This is a genomic window from Novosphingobium sp. B 225 (assembly GCF_002198665.1).
Classification (GTDB): Bacteria; Pseudomonadota; Alphaproteobacteria; order Sphingomonadales; family Sphingomonadaceae; genus Novosphingobium.
Genome location: NZ_MWLM01000062.1, coordinates 45,156 through 64,041, shown reverse-complemented (window position 1 = coordinate 64,041; position 18,886 = coordinate 45,156). Strand labels below are relative to the sequence as shown.

The following is an 18,886-nucleotide window of genomic DNA, read 5'->3' as shown; positions in this document are numbered from 1 at the left end:
CTACCCGGCGTTGCGGCCATCGCCGGCCAGAAAGGCCTGGTAACTGCGCGCCACGCCTTCGCGCAGGTCAACCTTGGGTGACCAGCCCAGGTCTCGCAGCCGGCGGTTGTCCATCAGCTTGCGCGGGGTGCCATCGGGCTTGGTCGGATCGGTCACCACTTCGCCGCCGGCATAGTCCAGCACGTCCATCACCAATCGGGTCAGATCGAGGATCGAGATATCCTCGCCCGAACCGACATTGATGTGGCTGTCGCCGGAATAGCCCTGCATCAGATGAACGCAGGCATCCGCGCAATCATCGACATAAAGGAATTCGCGGCGCGGCGTGCCGGTGCCCCAGACTTCGACCGCGCCGCCGGTCTGCTTGGCCAAATGGACCTTGCGGATCAGCGCGGGCAGGACGTGGCTGGCATTGAGGTCAAAGTTGTCGCCCGGACCATACAGGTTGGTCGGCATGGCGCTGATATAGTCGCAGCCATATTGCTGGCGATAGGCCTGGGCCAGCTTGATCCCGGCGATCTTGGCAATGGCGTACCACTGATTGGTGGGTTCCAGTTCGCCGGTCAGCAGGGCTTCCTCGCGGATCGGCTGGTCGGAAAATTTGGGGTAGATGCAGGACGAGCCCAGGAACAGCAGCTTTTCCACGCCGACATCCTGCGCGCCGGTGAAGATCGCGGTTTCGATCAGCAGGTTGTCACGCAGGAAATCGACCGGAAAGCTGGCATTGGCCATGATCCCGCCGACTCTGGCGGCGGCCAGGAATACCGCTTGCGGGCGGGTCTGGCGCATCCAGTCCAGCACGGCGCGCTGGTCGGTCAGGTCAAGCTCTTCGCGGCCTGCGGTCAGGACTTCGCAGTTCTCGCCCGCCAGCCGCCGCACAATCGCGCCGCCCACCATGCCCCGGTGGCCGGCCACCCAGACCCGCTTGCCCGCAAGGTCGAATTGCCCCGCCATCAGTTCCCCAGACCAATCGCCGCGCCGCGCATCACTTCCAGATCGGCCTGGACCATTTCCCGGGCCAGTTCGCGGACCGGGGTTTCATGCTTCCAGCCCAGTTTCTGGTGCGCCTTGGTGGGATCCCCGATCAGCAGGTCCACTTCGGTCGGGCGGAAGTAACGCGGATCGATCGCCACCCGCAGCGCGCCGGTTTTGGTGCAAAAGCCCTGCTCTTCGGCCCCTTGCCCGCGCCATTCCAGCGTAATCCCGGCATCTTCGAACGACCATTCGACAAACTGGCGCACCGTGTTGGTCTCGCCCGTGGCCAGCACATAGTCTTCCGGCTCGTCCTGCTGCAGCATCAGCCACATGCCGCGCACGTACTCACGGGCATGGCCCCAGTCGCGCTTGGCATCGAGGTTGCCGAGGTAGAGTACCTCCTGCCGCCCGAGTGAGATCGCCGCCGCGGCGCGCGTGATCTTGCGGGTCACGAAGGTTTCGCCGCGCAGCGGGCTTTCGTGGTTGAACAGGATCCCGTTGCAGGCATACATGCCATAAGCCTCGCGGTAATTGACCACGATCCAGTAGGCATAGAGCTTCGCCGCGGCATAGGGACTGCGCGGATAGAACGGCGTGGTTTCGCGCTGGGGCACTTCCTGAACCAGGCCATAGAGTTCCGATGTGGAAGCCTGATAGAACCGCGTCTTGCGCTCAAGCCCGAGGATGCGGATCGCCTCAAGCAGGCGCAGTGTGCCCAGCCCGTCGGAATTGGCGGTATATTCCGGGGTTTCAAAACTGACCTGGACGTGGCTCTGCGCCGCCAGGTTATAGATTTCATCCGGCTGGGTTTCCTGCACGATCCGGATCAGGTTGGTCGAATCCGTCATGTCGCCATAGTGCAGCGTCAGCTTGGGATCGGGCTTGTGCGGATCTTCGTAGATGTCATCGATCCGGCTGGTGTTGAACGAGGACGAACGCCGCTTGATCCCGTGGACACGGTATCCCTTGTCAAGCAGCAGCCGCGCCAGATAGGCGCCGTCCTGGCCGGTAATGCCGGTGATCAGCGCGGTCTTCTCGGTCACTGAAACTTCCCCTTGGTACAGGCCGCTTGAAGCGGACCCGCAGATTGCTGACCGTCACTTGCTCAAAGGGCTGTCCTTGGCAACCTTGAATTGCGCGGGGCCGCGCGGGCTGCATTTGCTTCGAGACTCCACTCGACGGGTTTGATAGTCTCAAAAAGAAAAGGGCGCGCAATCCGGGGAGATGCGACCAATGGCCGAACGTGGCGTGCAACAAAAAGCTTCCGATCTGTTCATCGAATGTCTCGAAGCCGAGGGCTGTGAGTACATTTTTGGGGTGCCGGGAGAAGAGAACCTTGATTTTCTCGATTCGCTTTCGCGCTCAAGCAAGATCCGGCTGGTCCTGACCCGGCACGAACAGGGCGCGGGGTTCATGGCGGCAACCTATGGGCGGCACACTGGCAAGACCGGGGTGTGTCTTGCCACGCTGGGCCCGGGGGCAACCAACTTCGTCACAGCGGCGGCCTATGCTCAGCTGGGCGGGATGCCGATGCTGATGATTACCGGGCAGAAGCCGATCAAGAAGAGCAAACAGGGCCGGTTCCAGATCCTGGATGTCTGCGCGATGATGGGGCCGATCACCAAGTACACCCACCAGATGGCCTCGTCCGACAATATCCCGAGCCGGGTGCGCGAAGCTTTCCGGCTGGCCGAGGAAGAAAAGCCCGGCGCAACCCATATTGAGCTGCCCGAGGACATTGCCGACGAACATACCGACAGCCGGCCGCTGCAACGCAGCCTGGTGCGCCGTCCCACCGCCGATGCCAAATCGATCCACCAGGCGGTCCACGCGATGGAAAATGCGCGTGCGCCGGTGCTGGTGATCGGGGCCGGGGCGAACCGCAAGATGACCGGCAAGATGCTGCTCGAATTCGTCGAGACGACCGGCATCCCCTTCCTCACCACCCAGCTCGGCAAAGGGGTGATCGACGAGCGCCATCCTCGCTTTCTGGGCTGCGCGGCGCTCTCAGCGGGCGATTTCGTCCACCGCGCGATCGAGGACAGCGACTGCATCATCAACCTGGGCCATGATGTGATCGAAAAGCCGCCGTTCTTCATGCGTGAGAGCGACGGGCCCAAAGTGATCCACGTTTCGACCAAGACCGCCGAAGTCGATCCGGTCTATTTCCCGCACATCGAAGTGATCGGTGATATTGCGAATGCGGTGTGGCAGATGAAGGAGGCGATCACGCCTTCGCCCAGCTGGGATTTCGACCACATGCTGGCCTATCGCCGCGCCGAGCTGGAACATACCGCCCCGCTCGCCGCCGATGCCCGCTTCCCGATCTTTCCGCCCCATCTGGTCCAGCAAGTACGCGATTGCATGCCTGAAGACGGGGTGATCTGCCTTGATAACGGGGTCTACAAGATCTGGTTCGCACGCGGATACAGCGCTTACCTGCCCAATACCGTGCTGCTCGACAATGCACTGGCGACGATGGGCGCCGGCTTGCCCAGCGCGATGATGAGCGCGATGCTCTATCCGGACCGCAAGGTCATGGCGATTTGCGGCGATGGCGGGTTCATGATGAACAGCCAGGAAATGGAAACCGCCGTCCGACTGGGGCTCAATCTGACGGTGCTGATCCTCAACGACAGTTCCTATGGCATGATCCGCTGGAAGCAGGCCAACATGGGCTTCAAGGACTGGGGGCTCGAATATGGCAACCCGGACTTCGTCAAATATGCCGAAAGCTATGGCGCGCACGGCCACCGGGTTACCTCCAGCGCAAACCTGCGCGATCTGCTGGCCCATTGCCGCGACACGCCGGGAGTGCATCTGATCGATTGTCCGGTCGACTATTCCGAAAACGACCAGATCCTGAACAAGGATCTCAAGGCGCTGTCAAAGGCGCTGTGATGAAGCTGCAAGAGGTCTATCCGCTCTACCTCAACAACCGGGCGGTCCAGCCCAACGCCGATCTGGCGGTGACCGACAAGTACACTGGCGAGATCGCGTTTCGCACCGCGCTGGCCACGCCCGATGTGATCGACGCGGCAATTGCCGGGGCGGTGCGCGCGGCCGAACCGATGGCGCAACTGGCCAGTTTCGAACGGCAAGGCGTACTCGATCACTGCGTCCGCCGGTTTCGCGAGCGGTTCGACGAGCTGGCCTATGCGCTCTGCGTCGAGGCGGGCAAACCGATCAAGGATGCCGAGGGCGAGGTTACCCGCCTGATCGACACCTTCCGGATCGCCGCCGAAGAAGCGACGCGTAACTATGGCGAGGTTCAGCCGCTCGACATTTCGGAACGGGCGCGCGGGTACATGGGGATGTGGCGGCGGGTTCCGATCGGGCCGTGCAGTTTCATTTCGCCGTTCAACTTCCCGCTCAACCTCGCCGCGCACAAGATCGCTCCGGCAATCGCGGTTGGCTGCCCGTTTGTGATGAAACCGGCCAGCCTGACCCCGCTGGGCGCGCTGATCATGGGTGAAGTGCTGGCGGAATGCGATGTGCTGCCCGAAGGGGCGTTCTCGATCCTGCCCGCCAGCCGCGACGGGGCGGATCTGTTCACCACCGACGAACGGCTCAAGCTCTTGTCCTTCACTGGCTCGCCCGGCGTCGGCTGGGATCTGAAGGCGCGAGCCGGCAAGAAGAAGGTGGTGCTGGAACTTGGCGGCAATGCCGCCGTGGTGGTCGACGCGGATGCCGATCTCGATCACGCGATCGAACGGATCGTGTTCGGTGGCTATTACCAGTCCGGGCAAAGCTGCATCCACGTCCAGCGGGTGATCGTGCATGACAGCCTGTACGATACGTTCCGCGATCGACTGGCAGAACGGGTCAAGGCGCTGAAGTGGGGCGATCCAAAGGATCGTGAAACCTTCATCGGCCCGATGATTTCCGCCAAAGAGGCCCAGCGGCTGAAGGGCTGGATCGATCAAGCCGTGGCCGGCGGCGCCCGGCTGCTTGCCGGGGGCGAGTGCGACGGTGCGATGCTTCAGGCAACGCTGCTGGAAGATGTCGCTCGCGACAGCGCGGTCTACCGCGAGGAAGCCTTTGGCCCGGTCGTGATCCTCTCGCGGTTCGCCAGCTGGGACGAGGCGGTAGAGGAAGTCAACGACAGCAAGTTCGGACTGCAAGCCGGAGTCTTTACCCGCGACCTGCACCAAGTGCTCGACGCCTGGGACCGGATGGAAGTGGGCGGGATCGTCATCAACGACGTCTCGTCCTACCGGGTCGACAACATGCCTTATGGCGGGGTCAAGGATTCGGGCCTTGGCCGCGAAGGCGTGCGCTTTGCGATGGAAGACATGACCGAGATCCGCAATCTGGTGATCCGGCGCATCTAGGCCTGAAAGGCTCTGGTCAGTCTCGCCCGGTCGCCAGAAACCGCTCTGCCATCCCGGCAAGCAGTGCCGCCCCGCGCGGCATGCCGGATTCATCCATGACCATGCGCGGCGAATGGACCGAATGGCTTTTCCCCCAGTCCGCGCTTTCATGGGCCAGCGCGTCCGTGATTGCCGCCGGGGGATCCTGCGCCATGGCCGTGGGGGCAGCCATGACGCAGGAAAGCAAATTCAGGCCGGTTCAAGTGCGCCGTATCGCCGGGTGCTCAATCAAAGCTCGCGCCGGGGCGCACTCCCAGTTTCCTGAACAGGCTTGCCGCCGGGCACCAGCCGGTAAAGCTGGCCTGCAGCATGTTGAGCCCGGCAAAAGCGGTCAGGTACAGCCAGGCCGGATGGATCCAGTGGGCCAGAGCCAGACTGGCCAGCACGACCAGACCGGCGAAGCGGAAAACGGCGGAATCGAGCGTCATCGCGAGGGCTCCTTACTTGAACCGCAGCTTGCGGATGCCGAGCGCGTGGAGCGCGAGTTTTTCGTAGAACGGCTCGCTGGTTCCGCGACGGATTTTGTGGAGGAAGTATTTCTCGAATCCGATCTTGGCGAGGTGGACCCATTTGCCCTCGCTGGACCAGTTAAGGTTGCGCGGCGGGATCTGCGGCTGGGCGACGAAGGCCACCCCGCCATCGCCGAAATCGGCCAGACAGACTGCGTTCCAGGTCGCCTCTTCGGTGGGTTCCTGTCCGGCCAGGATCAGCTTGAGGTTGGCAGCGATCGCGGTGACCATGCTTTCGATCATGAACCCGGTCTTGGGCACGCCGACTGGCACCGGGGTCTTGCCCACCGGCGGGATCGCCACGCAGACCCCCAGCGAGAAGATGTTGGGGAAGGCTGGGTTACGCTGATGCTTGTCGGCCAGGATGAAGCCGCGCGGGTTGGTCAGTCCTTCTATCCCGAACACTGCCGGAACCCCGCGAAACGCGGGCAGGATCATCGAAAAGCCGAACGGCAGATCGTGCTGTTGCCTGACCGATCCGTCCTCGTTCACTTCTTCGACGTGCATCAGGCCCTGCTCGACCTTGGCGATCCGCGCATTGGTGATCCACTTGATATGGCGGCCCCGCATTTCGCTTTCGAGCAGGCTTTTGGTATCGCCCACCCCGTCAAGACCGAGGTGCCCGACATAGGGTTCGGCGGTGACAAAGGTCATCGGCACCCGGTCGCGCACTTTGCGGCGGCGCAGTTCGGTATCGACGATCATCGCGAATTCATAGGCCGGGCCATAGCACGAAGCCCCCTGAGCCGCGCCGATCACCACCGGCGCGGGATTGGCGGCAAGCTGTTCGAACATGTCGGCGGCGTGGGCGGCATGATCGGTCTTGCAGACCGATTGGGTAAAGCCCTGCGGGCCCAGCCCCTCGACCTCATCAAAGGCAAGGTCCGGCCCGGTGGCGATCACCAGATAGTCATAACTGAGCGAAGTGCCGTCGTTTAGCTCGACCCGGTTCTCGGCCGGATGGACGCGTCTGGCGCCAACCGCAGTAAAGCCGATGCCCTTTTTGGCTATGACCGGCGGCAGGTGAACCTTGATCGCGTCGGGTTCGCGCCAGCGCACCGCGACCCAGGGATTGCTGGGCACGAACCAGAAATCCTCGCCCTCGTTGACCACCATGACATCGGCCTTGCCTTTGACCGCATCGCGAATCTCATAGGCCGCGATCGTTCCGCCCAGGCCTGCGCCCAGCACCATGATTACCGGCAGAACCATGTCTCTTGCTCCACTTGCTGGCCCTGGATGACCCCAGGGCGTGGTTCGACTCGTCATCTATCTTGGTTGACTAATATAAGTTATAACGTATATGAGCAAGCATAAATATGAGCGATCAGGATTCGCTCTCCGGCAAGGACGCAGTCATGGCATTCGGATTTGGCAAACCCCGCCACCTTGAACTTACCCCGGCGCAGCTCGCCCAGATGTTGCGCGATGATCGCGCCGTGGTGGTGGACGTGCGCGAAGTGGATGAATTTGCCGCCGGGCATATCCCCGGCGCGCTCAACCTGCCGCTCTCCACCTTTCGGGTCAGTCAGCTGCCCGATCCGGGCGCACGCAAGCTGGTGCTGAACTGTGCGGCGGGCCGCCGGTCGGCCATGGCGCTGGAACGCTGTGCCACGGCGCGGGCAGAGGTCGATACGCACCTTGGTGGCGGTTTCGGGGCCTGGCAAGCGGCCGGGATGCCGGTGGAGCGTTGAATGGCACGGAAAGGCAAGCACATGCTCAAACAGGGTGCATTGAGCGCGGCTCTGGCGCTCGCGCTGGCGGCTTGCGGCAGTTCGGAACAGGCCCCCGCCCCGGCCATGGCTCCGGCCGGCCCGCGGCTGGTGCTGGCTCCCGCCGATGCCGGTGCCTGGCAGGATGTCAGTGCAGAGGTCACCACGGTTGATCAGGCCCAGGTCCTGGCTCGCATTCCCGGGATCCTGACCACGCTGTCGGTGCGTGAAGGCGATATGGTTGCCAAAGGGCAAGTGATCGGCCGGATCGTTGACAGCCAGCTTGGCTATCAGGCCGGAGCCTATGGCGCCCAGGCCGCTGCCGCCCAGGCCCAGGCCGCCCAGGCCGAGGCCGAGCTGGCACGGATCAAATACCTCTATCAGAAGGGGGTCTATGCCAAGGCCCGGCTCGATCAGGCCCAGGCCTCCGCCGATGCCGCGCGGGCCCAGATCCGTGCGGCGCAGGCTCAACAGGCTGCGGTTGGTGCAGTGGCCGGGCAGGGCGCGGTGGTCGCGCCCGCCAGCGGGCGAGTGCTGCGCGCCGACGTTCCGGCCGGGGCCCCGGTTGCCCCCGGCACGGTAATCGCGGCGATCACTTCGGGCCCCACGGTGCTGCGCCTGCAATTGCCCGAATCGCTGGCTGACAAGGTTCATCCCGGATCGCAGGTTGTGGCCAGCGCGCTGGCCGGAACCAGCACCGGGCGCGTGATCAAGGTCTATCCGGCGGTTACCGCAGGGCAGCTGGCCGCCGATGTCGCACTGCCCGGGCTCGACAACCGGCTGATCGGACGGCGCGTGGCGGCACGGATCGAAACCGGTTCACGCAAGGCCATGCTGGTGCCGGGCAGCTATGTCATCAGCCGCTTCGGGATCGACTATGTCACATTGCTCGCCAAGGACGGCAGCGCTGCGCAAGTGCCCGTGCAACTTGCCCCCAGTGCCGCTCCCGGCATGGTCGAGCTGCTTTCGGGTGTGGCTGCGGGCGATACCCTGATCGGGCGGACCGGCCCATGAACCTGGGCATCTCCGGGCGGCTTACCCGCGCGACGATCCTCTCGCCGCTCACCCCCTTGATGCTGCTTGCCGCAATCGTGGTTGGCCTGATCGCGACGATCACTATCCCGCGTGAGGAAGAGCCGCAGATTTCCGTGCCGATGGTTGACATCCGGGTCATGGCTCCGGGCCTCTCCGCGCCCGAAGCGATCGAACTGGTGGCCAAACCGCTTGAAACCATTGTGCGCAGCGCCGAAGGGGTCGAGCACGTTTACACCCAGGCGCAGGACAACGGCGTACTGGTGACGGCACGGTTCCTGGTCGGGTCCAACCCGGAAGATGCCGCGACCCGGATCAATGAAAAGATCGGTGCCAATATCGATCGGATCCCGGTCGGGATCCCGTCGCCGCAAGTGACAGTGCGCGGGATCAGCGATGTGCCGATCGTGGTCCTGACCCTGACCCCAAAGCCCGGCGCGCCCGGCCAGTGGAACGATCAGGCCCTGTCCGAACTGGCCGGCAAGCTGCGGACCGAACTGGCCAAGGTTGACGATGTCGGGCTGACTTTCATCACCGGCGGGCAGCGCATGGCGCTGCGTGTGGTACCCGATCCGGCGCGGCTGGCGGCGCATCGGGTGCCGCTTGGCAATCTGATCGAGGCAGTCAGCCAGGCCAACCGCGCTTTCCCCGCAGGCACCGTGCGCGAAAGCGGCCAGGCTGTCGCGGTAACCGCTGGCCAGACGCTGAAGAGCGCGGAAGAGCTTGGTCAGTTGACTGTCCGCGCGGTCGGTGGCGCGGCAGTTTTGGTCAAAGATGTCGCCACGGTCGAACAGGCACCGACCCAGGATCAGGCACGCGCCTGGCGCTGGGCGCGCGATGGCGCGGCGGGCTGGGTCATGACGCCTGCGGTAAGTCTGGCCGTGGCCAAGCGGGCCGGCGCCAATGCCGTCACCGTTTCAGAAGCAGTGGTTGAACGGCTGGAAACACTGCAAGGCCAGCTGGTTCCCGATAGTGTCACCGTTTCAATCACCCGCAACTATGGCGAAACGGCGAACGAAAAAGCCAATGAGCTGATCCTGCATCTGGCGCTGGCCACGGTGACGATCGTGGTGCTGATCGGCTTTGCAATCGGCTGGCGCGAGGCTGCCGTGACCGCGATTGTCATCCCGACCACGATCATGCTGACCATGTTTGCCAGCAAGATCATGGGCTTTACCATCAATCGCGTCAGCCTGTTCGCACTGATCTTTTCGATCGGCATTCTGGTCGACGATGCCATCGTGATGATCGAGAATATCGCGCGGCACTGGGGCATGGCGGATGGACGCAGTCGGATCGACGCCGCGGTTGAAGCTGTTGCCGAAGTAGGCAATCCCACCATCGTCGCCACGCTCACTGTGGTTGCGGCGCTGCTGCCGATGCTGTTCGTTTCGGGACTGATGGGGCCTTACATGGCGCCGATCCCGATCAACGCCAGCGCGGCGATGGTGTTCAGCTTTTTCGTTGCGGTGATCATCGCCCCCTGGCTGATGATCCGGTTCGCCCGGGAGGCGCTGGATCAGGGTGGCCACGATGCTCATGGCGGCAAGCTGGGGACGCTCTACCGCCGCTATGCCAGCAAGGTGATCGCCACCCGCGAAAGCGCGAAACGGTTCCTGATCGCGGTTGGGGTGGCCACGCTGGTGGCCTGCTCGATGTTCTATTTCAAGGCTGTGACGGTCAAATTGCTGCCGTTTGACAACAAGAGCGAAGTCCAGCTGGTGCTTGATCTGCCCGAAGGGACCAGCCTGGAAATGACTGGCCGAGTGCTGGAACAGGCCGCTGCTGTGACCCGTCAGGTCCCTGAAGTGGTGGCAATGGAAGCCTATGCCGGGACCAGCGCACCCTTCAATTTCAACGGCCTGGTGCGGCACTATTTCCTGCGAGCGCAACCGGAACAGGGTGACGTAATGGTCACGCTGCTGCCCAAGGGTGATCGCAGCCGGTCAAGCCACGAAATCGCGGTTGCCTTGCGCGAGCAATTGCAAAAGGCCGTGCCTTTGCCGCCGGGCGGCTCGCTCAAGGTGGTGGAAACGCCGCCGGGGCCGCCGGTACTCGCCACCCTGCTGGCAGAAATCTATGGTCCGGACGAAGCCAGCCGGGTCAAGACGGCCCAGGCGGTGGAACAGATTTTCAAATCGGTGCCGTTCGTCGTCGATACCGACAATTCATTCGGCGTTCCGCGGCCAACGCTGCGATTGGTGCCGGACCGCGCCAAGCTGGACCAGTATGGCCTGTCCGAACGCCAGCTGTTCGATTCGATCGGGGCACTGCTGGGCAGCCAGACCTTGGGCTATGCGCCGCGCGGCGCTGATCGCGATCCGCTGCCGATCGAATTGGGGCTCGATCAGTCGCAGCGCGCCTGGTCGGCCAGCCTGGCCGCAACCCCGGTGGCGGCCATGCCCGGCGGGCAGCTGATCCAGCTGGGTGAACTGGTCAAGGCAGAGCTTGTCCCCGGCGGGCAGGCGATGTTCCGGCGCGACGGGCGCGGCGCGACCATGGTGCTGGCGGACCTTGCCGGGCGCTATGAAGCGCCGATCTATGGCATGCTGGCGGTGGATGAGGCGATCGATCAGTTCGATTGGGCCAAGGCCGGTCTGGTCAAACCGGACGTGTTGCTGAACGGCCAGCCGGTCGATGAAAGCAGGCCCGCGCTGCTGTGGGACGGCGAATGGGAAATCACCTGGGTTACGTTCCGCGATATGGGCGCGGCTTTCATGGTGGCCCTGCTGGCGATCTATGTGCTGGTGGTTGGGCAATTCCGCAGTTTCAAACTGCCACTGGTGATCCTCACGCCGATCCCGCTGACCCTGGTGGGGATCGTGCTGGGCCACATGCTGTTCATGGCCCCGTTCACGGCCACCAGCATGATCGGCTTCATCGCTCTGGCCGGGATCATCGTGCGCAATTCGATTCTGCTGGTCGATTTTATTCAGCACAGCGCCAGCCCCGGCAAAAGCCTGCGCGAAACCTTGCTGGAAGCCGGGATGATCCGCTTCAAGCCGATCGTCCTGACCGCTGCAGCGGCGATGATCGGCGCGGCGGTGATCCTGACCGACCCGATCTTTCAGGGACTGGCGATTTCCCTGCTGTTCGGCCTGGCATCGTCAACTCTGCTGACCGTGCTGGTGATCCCGGCAATCTATGTGCTGCTGCGCGATGATGGCCGGCTGCTGGCGGGGGATGCGGCGTGAAGTCGGCGGACAAGGCACAGCTCAAGGCCAATTCGGCCCAGATGGCGGCCCGGCTCAAGGTGATGAGCCATCCCGAACGCTTGCTGATGCTGTGCCGTCTGGACGAAGGCGAGGCATCGGTGAACGAACTGGTTGGCCTGACCGGCCTGTCGCAAAGCTCGGTCTCGCAGCATCTGGCCTTGCTGCGCGAAGAAGGCGCGGTGCATTGCCGGGCGGCGGCGCAGACCCGGCTTTACAGCTTGCGTGATCCGATCGTCAGCGGGATCATCCACGCCTTGTGCGATCTGTGCGAATAGGGGATCAGCCCCAGCCTTGCGCCAGGAACCGTTCGGCCATGCCCGCCAGCAGGGCCGCGCCACGCGGCATTGCCGTTTCGTCCACCACCATGCGCGGGGAATGGATCGAGTGGCATTTGCTCCAGTCCGCGCCATCGTGGGCCACGCCCAGGAACAGCATCGCGCCGGGGACCTGTTCCAGCACGTAAGAAAAATCCTCTGCCCCCATGATTGGGCGATCCAGCAAGCGCCAGGCCGGTTCGCCAAACAGTTCGCGCGTGGTGGTCGCCGCCAGTTCGACCGCGCGGGCATCGCAGATGGTGACGGGAAAACCCTCGGTGATGGTAACTTCGGCGCTTAGCCCGTGGGCCGCAGCGATCCCCATGGCCAGCTGCTCCAGGCTTTCATGCAGCTTGATCCGGTGGCGCGGAGAAAGCGTGCGTAAGGTGCCTTTCAGGCTGGCGAAATCGGCGATCACATTTTGGGCCGTCCCGCCCTCGATCCGCGCGACGGTGACCACCACCGGATCGTGGGCATCGAACTGGCGGGTTACCATGGTCTGGATTGCCAGCACGATTTCACAGGCGACCGGCATGGGGTCGAGGCCCTGATGCGGCATTGACGCATGGCCGCCCGCGCCGCGCACCACGATGTCGAACTGATCGGCCGCCGCCATCAGCGGCCCGGCGCGGCCCGCCACCAGCCCGTGCGGGGCATTGGGCATGACATGCAGCGCAAAGGCCGCGTCGGGCAGGGACTTGCCATCGCGCCCACCCAGCAGGCCGTCCTGCAGCATGTGCCGCGCGCCGTGGTGCCCTTCTTCGCCGGGCTGGAACATGAAACGCACTTCGCCTTGCAGCCGATCAGCCCGCGCGCAAAGCAGCCGCACCGCGCCGGCCAGCATTGCCGTGTGGGCATCGTGCCCACAGCTATGCATGCAGCCGCTGATGGTGGAGGCATAGGGCAGCCCGGTTTCCTCGGGCATCGGCAGGGCGTCCATATCGCCGCGCAGCAACACTGTCCGCCCCGGCCCCGCACCGCCCTTCAGCGTGGCGACCAGTCCGGTGGTCGAAGGCCCTTCCGCCCATTCCAGCGGCAGTCCTGTCAGCGCGGCCCGCACTTTGTCGCGGGTCAGCGGGGTATGCAGACCCAGTTCCGGCTCGGCATGGATTGCCCTGCGCAGCGCGGTAATGTCCCCCGCAATGGCGCGTGCGTCATCCAGCAGCGATTCGTGCAGCATGGTAGTCTCCCGGTCTGGCTTGCCGATCAGAATAGCGCGCTGGCTTTCGGCGTCCAGCAATGTTCGGGGTGTTCTGTCTCTCCGGCTTCGTGCGGGTCAGGGGCAAGCGGCGCGTCATTGGGTTCACGCTGAGGCCGCAGAGAAGAAAAGGGAGGCGCAGAGGTGTTGCGCTGGCGGCGAAGCCGCACCCCTGTGCCCAGGCTTCGGCAGGCCGCACCGCCGCGGAGCTGCAGGAGCCTGCGGCGCAATGCACCACCTCTGCGCCTCTCCTTTTCCTCTGCGGCCTCTGCGTGACCCTGTCAGGGTTCGGGGCTTCGGCAAAGGTGTCTGCTTTCAGTGGAGGCAGGGCCGCGCAGCAAGACCGGAATGGTCGGGGTGGCGAACGTTAGCCAAGAGGCATCTAAAGGTCGAGAACCATCGCTAAAACAAACGAGAGAAAGAGTATTAAAAGGGCTGAATGCGTTGCGACAAAAAACCAGAACCATGTCGGCGACTTGGTTCGATCCTCGCTCCCGCTACTCATAGGAATCCGGCCTGTTCGGAGGCCAACTAGCAGAATCCAAGCGATGATCAAATGGACAGCCAAGAACGCGGTGCCGCCCGCGAGTACCCCGAGATTGTACAAGTTATAGGGTAGCCAACCAAGCAATAGCCAGGGTATCGCCGCGAGGATCAGTATCGCGGCCAGAAGCGCCAATCGCTGGCGTGCGGTCCAATCCCACCAAAGCATAGCTTACCTTGTAGCCAACCCACCAACGTCCGCAATGTCGTCGCGTCCGGACAGGCAGCGTCCGATCATAAGCTTCCAAATGCCGCCATTCGAGGACAGCTTACAAACCGCCCCCGCCGCCTATCCCGCAATCCGCGCCGCGATGCGTTTGGCGGCCGTGTTGTGGCGCATGACCGACCAGACCAGCAGCAGGTTCAGCACCACGCTCTGATAGATCATATAATAAGCCGGGCTTCCCGCGAACATCGACAGGCCCAGCACCAGCGCGCGCGGGTTGGGGCCCAGGATCTTGCACAGCAGCAACAGCGGCTGGGTCTCTTCGCGCGCGATCCGGGCGATCCGGTCCAGTGCGACAGGATCTCCCTGGGCAGAGGCGACGGCTGCATCGACCCGCAAGGCATAGGGGGTCATCCCCGTGGCCACGCCGAGATAGGCGGAAACCAGACTGGCGAACACGCTTTTGCCGGTGGCTGATTCCTGGCCTTCGTGTGAATTGCGGATCCACGGCGTGCCATAGACCCAGTACTGGTACTGCCGCCGCTGCACTTCGACATGGTTGGCCTGCACCGCATGGCTGATCCCGGCGAACACCACCAATGCCCAGGCATGCCACCCGCCGAACCAGCCGCCGATCCGGGTCAGCACCCAGCCCATCACCAGATAGAGCACCACGTGGCTAAGATAGTCGCACAGCCCGTCAACCATTTCGCCGATCGGGCTGGACCGGCCCGTCAGCCGGGCCAGATCGCCATCCGCGCCGTCGACCACGTGCCAGCCCATGTGCAGCAGCAGCCCCAGCGCCGCCGATACCGGATAGGACAGCCCGGCATAGGCCGCCGCCGCCGCAATCACCATGGCCGCGCCTAAAACCGATACCATGTTGGGCGTAACCGGGGTCGACGCCAGGCGGCGCGCCAGCTGCCAGGCCAGCGGATGGTAGAGGTACCAGTTGAGCGGGTCCTGCAGTTCGCGCGGGCGCAATGGCCGTTTGGGCGCAGGCGCGCCATTGCCGGGGGTGCCACCCGATCCGTCCAGTACTGCTGCGTCCCCGGCCAATTTGTAACACTCCGCCATGCGCCGCTTGGCGCTTTCCCCGCCGCGCCTTATAGCCATTAATCGGGTTCGCAAAAGCGCGCGTTGTATCAAGGCGGCGCAAAAATGGTTGGACAGGGCAGGAGGGCACGATCTCGGCTCGTGCAGTAGTGGTGTTGTTTTCCAGCGTGGCGGCGGCCCACCGCATGGTGGCGGGCCTGCCTGCTGGCGCGCGTGCGCTGCGGGCGCTGGCTCAGGCGGGGCATGACCGGGCCGAGCTGGCCGCACCCGGTTTGCTGGCAGTGGATGCGGTGCTGCAGCGTGAAGTGGCACGGCTGTGTCAGGGCATGGCCGTCGGCTTTGGTGACATCGCTGCGCTGCCCGGCAGGCTGGACCCCGATACGCCCGTGATCGCGGGAGAGCTGCTGGTGGAAGGCTCCGTGCCCGAACTTGCGGTAATGCCCCGGCTCGGCAGTGGTGCCGGGGCGCTTGAACCCATGCCCGAGGCGCTATCGTGTCATGCGCTCGACGCAGCGGAGAAAAGGATCGTGCGTGCCACGGCCAAGCCGGGTGACGGGATCGTTTCCCGTTATGTCAATCGGCCGGTTTCCCAGGCCTGCACGCGCTTGCTGCTGCGCCTGTTTCCCGGGATTGCACCGCTGCACACCACTTGCGGAACGGCGCTGATCGCCTTGGTGATGACTGCCGCCTTGCTGACCGGAACCGCGCAGGGGCTGGTGGCCGGGGCACTGCTGTTCCAGGCGGCTTCGATCTTTGACGGGGTCGACGGCGAAATTGCCCGGGCAACCTTTCGATCCTCACCGCGCGGCGCGGCGATCGATTCGCTGATCGACGCGCTGACCAATCTGGCCTGTGTGGCTGGCGTTGCCTGGAATCTCTATTGCCAGGGACAGACCACAGCAGCCCTTGCGGGTACGAGCGGGCTTGCGGCGATGGGGCTGGGGCTGTGGGTGCTGGGCCGCCGCAGCCGCAACAACGCCGAAGGCATGACTTTCAACGCAATCAAGGATCGGTTCAGCCAGCGTCCATCCAGGATCAAGCAATGGCTGACCTGGCTGACCATGCGGGATTTTTATGCCCTGGCCGGTGCCGTGCTGATTGCAACGGGCTTTGCTGCCTTTGCACTTTATGCATTTGCGGTTGTCGCAGCGTGCTGGTTAGTCGTCGTACTGACCGTATTGATGCGAGAACCCGCTTGACCTGCGCTAAAACACTTGCTTTTGGCGCGCGATTTCACAATGAGGCGTGTTTCACCGGAACCGCGCTGTTTCGTTCGGAAGGGATCGAACCATAATGAAGCCTATCAAGGTCGCCATGATTGGCGTGGGCAACTGCGCCAGCTCGCTGGTGCAGGGCGTCGCCTATTATCGCCAGAACAACAGCTCGCAGGGCCTGATCCACGACAAGATCGGTGGATACGGCGCGGGTGATGTCGATTTCGTGCTTGGCGTTGACGTCGATGCACGCAAGGTTGGCAAGGATATTGCCGAAGCCATTTTCGCCTCGCCCAACAACACCAAGGTGTTCCAGCAGGACGTGCCGGCCACCGGCGCCAAGGTGATCATGGGCAAGGTGTCAGACGGTGTTGCCGCACACATGACCACGGTCGGTGAAAAGGGCTTCATCGTTTCTGACGAGCCTGAGGCTGACAAGGCCCGCATCGTTGCCGCGATCAAGGATTCGCAGGCTGACGTGCTGGTCAACTTCCTCCCTGTCGGGTCGCAGGAAGCCACCGAATTCTACATGGAATGCGCGCTGGAAGCCGGCGTTGCCGTGGTCAACTGCATGCCGGTGTTCATCGCCAGCCGTCCCGAATGGGAAAAGCGCTTCCGCGACAAGAATATCCCGATCGTGGGTGACGATATCAAGGCGCAGGTCGGTGCAACCATCGTCCACCGCGTCCTGTCCAGCCTGTTCGCCGCCCGCGGCGTAACGGTTGAGCGGACCTATCAGCTCAACACCGGCGGCAACACCGATTTCATGAACATGCTCGATCGTCAGCGGCTGGGCAGCAAGAAGGAATCGAAGACCGAAGCGGTGCAGGCCATGCTGGCCCAACGGCTTGAGGATGAAAACATCCACGTCGGCCCGTCGGACTATGTTCCCTGGCAGAAGGACAACAAGCTGTGCTTCCTGCGCCTTGAAGGGCTGCAGTGGGGCAATGTCCCGATGGAACTGGAACTGCGCCTGTCGGTCGAAGACAGCCCGAACTCGGCGGCTTGCGTCATGGATGCGATCCGCTGCGCCAAGGTTGCGCTGGAACGCGGCGAAGGCGGGGCGCTGATCGGCCCCTCGGCCTACTTCTGCAAGCATCCGCCGCAGCAGTTCAACGACGATCTGGCCGCCCAGATGGTCGATGAATACATCACCGAAGCGCCGCTGGCGGCTGAATAAGCCCCGCATTGCTTCGCCGTGACGGCGCCGGTCGGTTCACCCTGACCGGCGCCGTTCGCGTTTTTACGGAGCCTTTTCCCCATGGACGCCCTGATCATCGCCGCCGGGTTCGGCAGCCGTTTGCGCGATCTGTCGGATTCCAAACCGCTGACCCCGATCGCCGGGATTCCCTTGCTCGAACTGGGCGCACGCCAGGCCCGCGCGGCGGGGGTGGAGCGGGTGGTGGTCGTCACCGGGCATGAGGCGGAACGGATCGAGGCTTTCCTGCCCGGTCTTGCCGACCGGATCGGCATTCCCGTGGTCGCGCAGCGTGTTGAAGACTGGACCAAACCCAACGGCTGGTCAGTGATGGCCGGGGCCAGCGTAATCGCGGGCAACTATCTGCTGATGATGTCGGACCACATCTTTTCGGCCCCGATCCTGCAAGGGCTGGCACAGCAGGGCGGCGCGGATCGCGGGGTGACTTTGGCGGTCGACACGCGCTGCGACAACCCGCTGGTCGATCCCGACGATGCGACCTGGGTGCTGCGCGATGAGCGGCAATTCATCCGCGCGATCGGCAAGACCATCCCGGAATATGATGCAGTTGATTGCGGAGCCTTCCTTGCCACGCCCGAACTGGCGCGGGCAATCGAGGCCGCGATCGCTGCCGGGCATGCGGGCAGCCTGTCGGAAGGCATGCAGCGCCTGGCCGACGCAGGCCGCGCCGCTACCTGGGAAATCGGCGGAGCCTGGTGGCTCGACGTCGACGAACCCCGCTTCCACCAGCTCGCCGAGGAACAGGCCCCGGCCCAGCTGGCGGAAATTTATGGGGAAGTCAGAGGCTGAGCCTGGCTCTTACGGATATTTCATGTGCACCCGGGCGGTCAGCCCGGTCTTGGGCACGTTCAATCGCACCGAACTGAAGGTCGGCAGCCCGGCCAGTGTCGCCGGGTTGTTCGAAAAACCGAAGCCTTCGGCTGGCAGGCCCAGACTGGTGCGATCAAAGCCCTTGTTGGCGTTCTCGTCATGGTACAGCGCCAGGGCATAGACCCCCGGTTTGGGCACAAAGATGCAGGCCCGCGTGGTTCCGGACTGGGCATCGACCCGGCCGACGTAGAGCGAGCCATGGCGGACCAGGAATTTGCTGGAATTATCGGCATACAGTGTCACGGCAACCAGGCCATTGCCGCTGCGCACGCCGTCTACCACTACGTTGAGCCAGGTCTGACTGGCCGGCCCGGTGCAGCCGGCCGGCGGCGCGGCGGCGAGTGCGGGCGGGGCCGCATGGACTGCAGCAGTGCCAATCGCGGCGGTGCCCAGCACCAATGAGACGGTCAGCGCGACCAGCGCGCGCGCGGATTTCAGCTTCATCATCGTCACTCAATCCTGTCTGGAAAACGGCTCAAAACCTTGCGGG

The 18,886-nt window shown here is 63.8% G+C and carries 17 protein-coding genes; 9 read left to right on the top strand and 8 right to left on the bottom strand.

What is annotated here, in order from left to right; all coding sequences use genetic code 11:
• Together MNBBLIKP_RS11490 and gmd are read right to left on the bottom strand one after the other, a co-directional pair.
• Positions 1 to 954, bottom strand: coding sequence for a GDP-L-fucose synthase family protein (locus MNBBLIKP_RS11490; protein ID WP_088310393.1), 954 nt, complete (start codon positions 952 to 954; stop codon positions 1 to 3).
• Positions 954 to 2,018: a GDP-mannose 4,6-dehydratase gene (gmd, locus tag MNBBLIKP_RS11485; protein ID WP_088310392.1), complete on the bottom strand. Its 1,065-nt coding sequence runs from the start codon at positions 2,016 to 2,018 to the stop codon at positions 954 to 956. The genes MNBBLIKP_RS11490 and gmd overlap by 1 nt, the downstream gene beginning before the upstream one ends.
• 190 nt (positions 2,019 to 2,208) lie before the next feature.
• Between gmd and MNBBLIKP_RS11480 the strand changes: the two genes are divergently transcribed.
• Complete coding sequence (locus tag MNBBLIKP_RS11480; protein ID WP_088310391.1) at positions 2,209 to 3,876, top strand: acetolactate synthase large subunit; 1,668 nt, start codon at positions 2,209 to 2,211, stop codon at positions 3,874 to 3,876.
• The gene (locus MNBBLIKP_RS11475) at positions 3,876 to 5,309 is read left to right on the top strand and encodes an aldehyde dehydrogenase family protein (RefSeq protein ID WP_088310390.1); all 1,434 of its coding nucleotides are present in this window, start codon (positions 3,876 to 3,878) and stop codon (positions 5,307 to 5,309) included. Before MNBBLIKP_RS11480 ends, MNBBLIKP_RS11475 begins: the two co-directional genes overlap by 1 nt.
• 16 nt (positions 5,310 to 5,325) lie before the next feature.
• Here MNBBLIKP_RS11475 and MNBBLIKP_RS17785 read toward each other — a convergent pair whose 3' ends face one another.
• The 3 genes from MNBBLIKP_RS17785 to MNBBLIKP_RS11465 are packed head-to-tail and all read right to left on the bottom strand — an operon-like array spanning position 5,326 to position 7,069.
• The gene (locus tag MNBBLIKP_RS17785) at positions 5,326 to 5,520 is read right to left on the bottom strand and encodes a hypothetical protein (protein WP_140420594.1); all 195 of its coding nucleotides are present in this window, start codon (positions 5,518 to 5,520) and stop codon (positions 5,326 to 5,328) included.
• A gap of 52 nt (positions 5,521 to 5,572) precedes the next feature.
• On the bottom strand, positions 5,573 to 5,776 hold the full coding sequence (locus MNBBLIKP_RS11470) for a YgaP family membrane protein (protein ID WP_088310389.1): 204 nt from the start codon (positions 5,774 to 5,776) through the stop codon (positions 5,573 to 5,575).
• Between the two features lie 12 nt (positions 5,777 to 5,788).
• Positions 5,789 to 7,069 carry an NAD(P)/FAD-dependent oxidoreductase gene (locus tag MNBBLIKP_RS11465; RefSeq protein ID WP_088310388.1) on the bottom strand — a complete coding sequence of 427 codons (1,281 nt, stop codon included), beginning with the start codon at positions 7,067 to 7,069 and terminating at the stop codon, positions 5,789 to 5,791.
• Positions 7,070 to 7,176: 107 nt separating this feature from the next.
• On the opposite strand from MNBBLIKP_RS11465, the gene MNBBLIKP_RS11460 reads away from it, so the two are divergent.
• From MNBBLIKP_RS11460 to MNBBLIKP_RS11445, 4 genes are read left to right on the top strand one after another with little or no spacing between them, the layout of a single operon-like run.
• Complete coding sequence (locus tag MNBBLIKP_RS11460; RefSeq protein WP_254913019.1) at positions 7,177 to 7,551, top strand: rhodanese-like domain-containing protein; 375 nt, start codon at positions 7,177 to 7,179, stop codon at positions 7,549 to 7,551.
• Complete coding sequence (locus MNBBLIKP_RS11455) at positions 7,552 to 8,583, top strand: efflux RND transporter periplasmic adaptor subunit (protein WP_088310387.1); 1,032 nt, start codon at positions 7,552 to 7,554, stop codon at positions 8,581 to 8,583.
• Entirely contained in the window at positions 8,580 to 11,795 is a 3,216-nt protein-coding gene (locus MNBBLIKP_RS11450; RefSeq protein WP_088310386.1) for an efflux RND transporter permease subunit, read from the top strand. Before MNBBLIKP_RS11455 ends, MNBBLIKP_RS11450 begins: the two co-directional genes overlap by 4 nt.
• Positions 11,792 to 12,091: an ArsR/SmtB family transcription factor gene (locus MNBBLIKP_RS11445; RefSeq protein ID WP_088310385.1), complete on the top strand. Its 300-nt coding sequence runs from the start codon at positions 11,792 to 11,794 to the stop codon at positions 12,089 to 12,091. The genes MNBBLIKP_RS11450 and MNBBLIKP_RS11445 overlap by 4 nt, the downstream gene beginning before the upstream one ends.
• 4 nt (positions 12,092 to 12,095) lie before the next feature.
• On the opposite strand, the gene MNBBLIKP_RS11440 is transcribed toward MNBBLIKP_RS11445, so the two are convergent.
• Both MNBBLIKP_RS11440 and MNBBLIKP_RS11425 read right to left on the bottom strand, forming a co-directional pair.
• Positions 12,096 to 13,310 (bottom strand): M20 metallopeptidase family protein, encoded by a 1,215-nt coding sequence (locus tag MNBBLIKP_RS11440; RefSeq protein ID WP_088310550.1) that lies wholly within the window; start codon positions 13,308 to 13,310, stop codon positions 12,096 to 12,098.
• Between the two features lie 850 nt (positions 13,311 to 14,160).
• Positions 14,161 to 15,153 carry a CDP-alcohol phosphatidyltransferase family protein gene (locus tag MNBBLIKP_RS11425; protein ID WP_254913018.1) on the bottom strand — a complete coding sequence of 331 codons (993 nt, stop codon included), beginning with the start codon at positions 15,151 to 15,153 and terminating at the stop codon, positions 14,161 to 14,163.
• Between the two features lie 89 nt (positions 15,154 to 15,242).
• On the opposite strand from MNBBLIKP_RS11425, the gene MNBBLIKP_RS11420 reads away from it, so the two are divergent.
• The 3 genes from MNBBLIKP_RS11420 (at position 15,243) to MNBBLIKP_RS11410 (ending at position 18,315) form a co-directional block, all read left to right on the top strand.
• Positions 15,243 to 16,292 (top strand): CDP-alcohol phosphatidyltransferase family protein, encoded by a 1,050-nt coding sequence (locus MNBBLIKP_RS11420; protein WP_088310381.1) that lies wholly within the window; start codon positions 15,243 to 15,245, stop codon positions 16,290 to 16,292.
• A gap of 94 nt (positions 16,293 to 16,386) precedes the next feature.
• Complete coding sequence (locus tag MNBBLIKP_RS11415) at positions 16,387 to 17,487, top strand: inositol-3-phosphate synthase (RefSeq protein WP_088310380.1); 1,101 nt, start codon at positions 16,387 to 16,389, stop codon at positions 17,485 to 17,487.
• A gap of 81 nt (positions 17,488 to 17,568) precedes the next feature.
• Positions 17,569 to 18,315 carry a phosphocholine cytidylyltransferase family protein gene (locus MNBBLIKP_RS11410; RefSeq protein ID WP_088310379.1) on the top strand — a complete coding sequence of 249 codons (747 nt, stop codon included), beginning with the start codon at positions 17,569 to 17,571 and terminating at the stop codon, positions 18,313 to 18,315.
• Positions 18,316 to 18,324: 9 nt separating this feature from the next.
• On the opposite strand, the gene MNBBLIKP_RS11405 is transcribed toward MNBBLIKP_RS11410, so the two are convergent.
• A complete protein-coding gene (locus MNBBLIKP_RS11405; RefSeq protein ID WP_254913017.1) occupies positions 18,325 to 18,843 on the bottom strand; it encodes a DUF2141 domain-containing protein in 519 nt (172 codons plus the stop codon).
• Between the last annotated feature and the right edge of the window lie 43 nt (positions 18,844 to 18,886).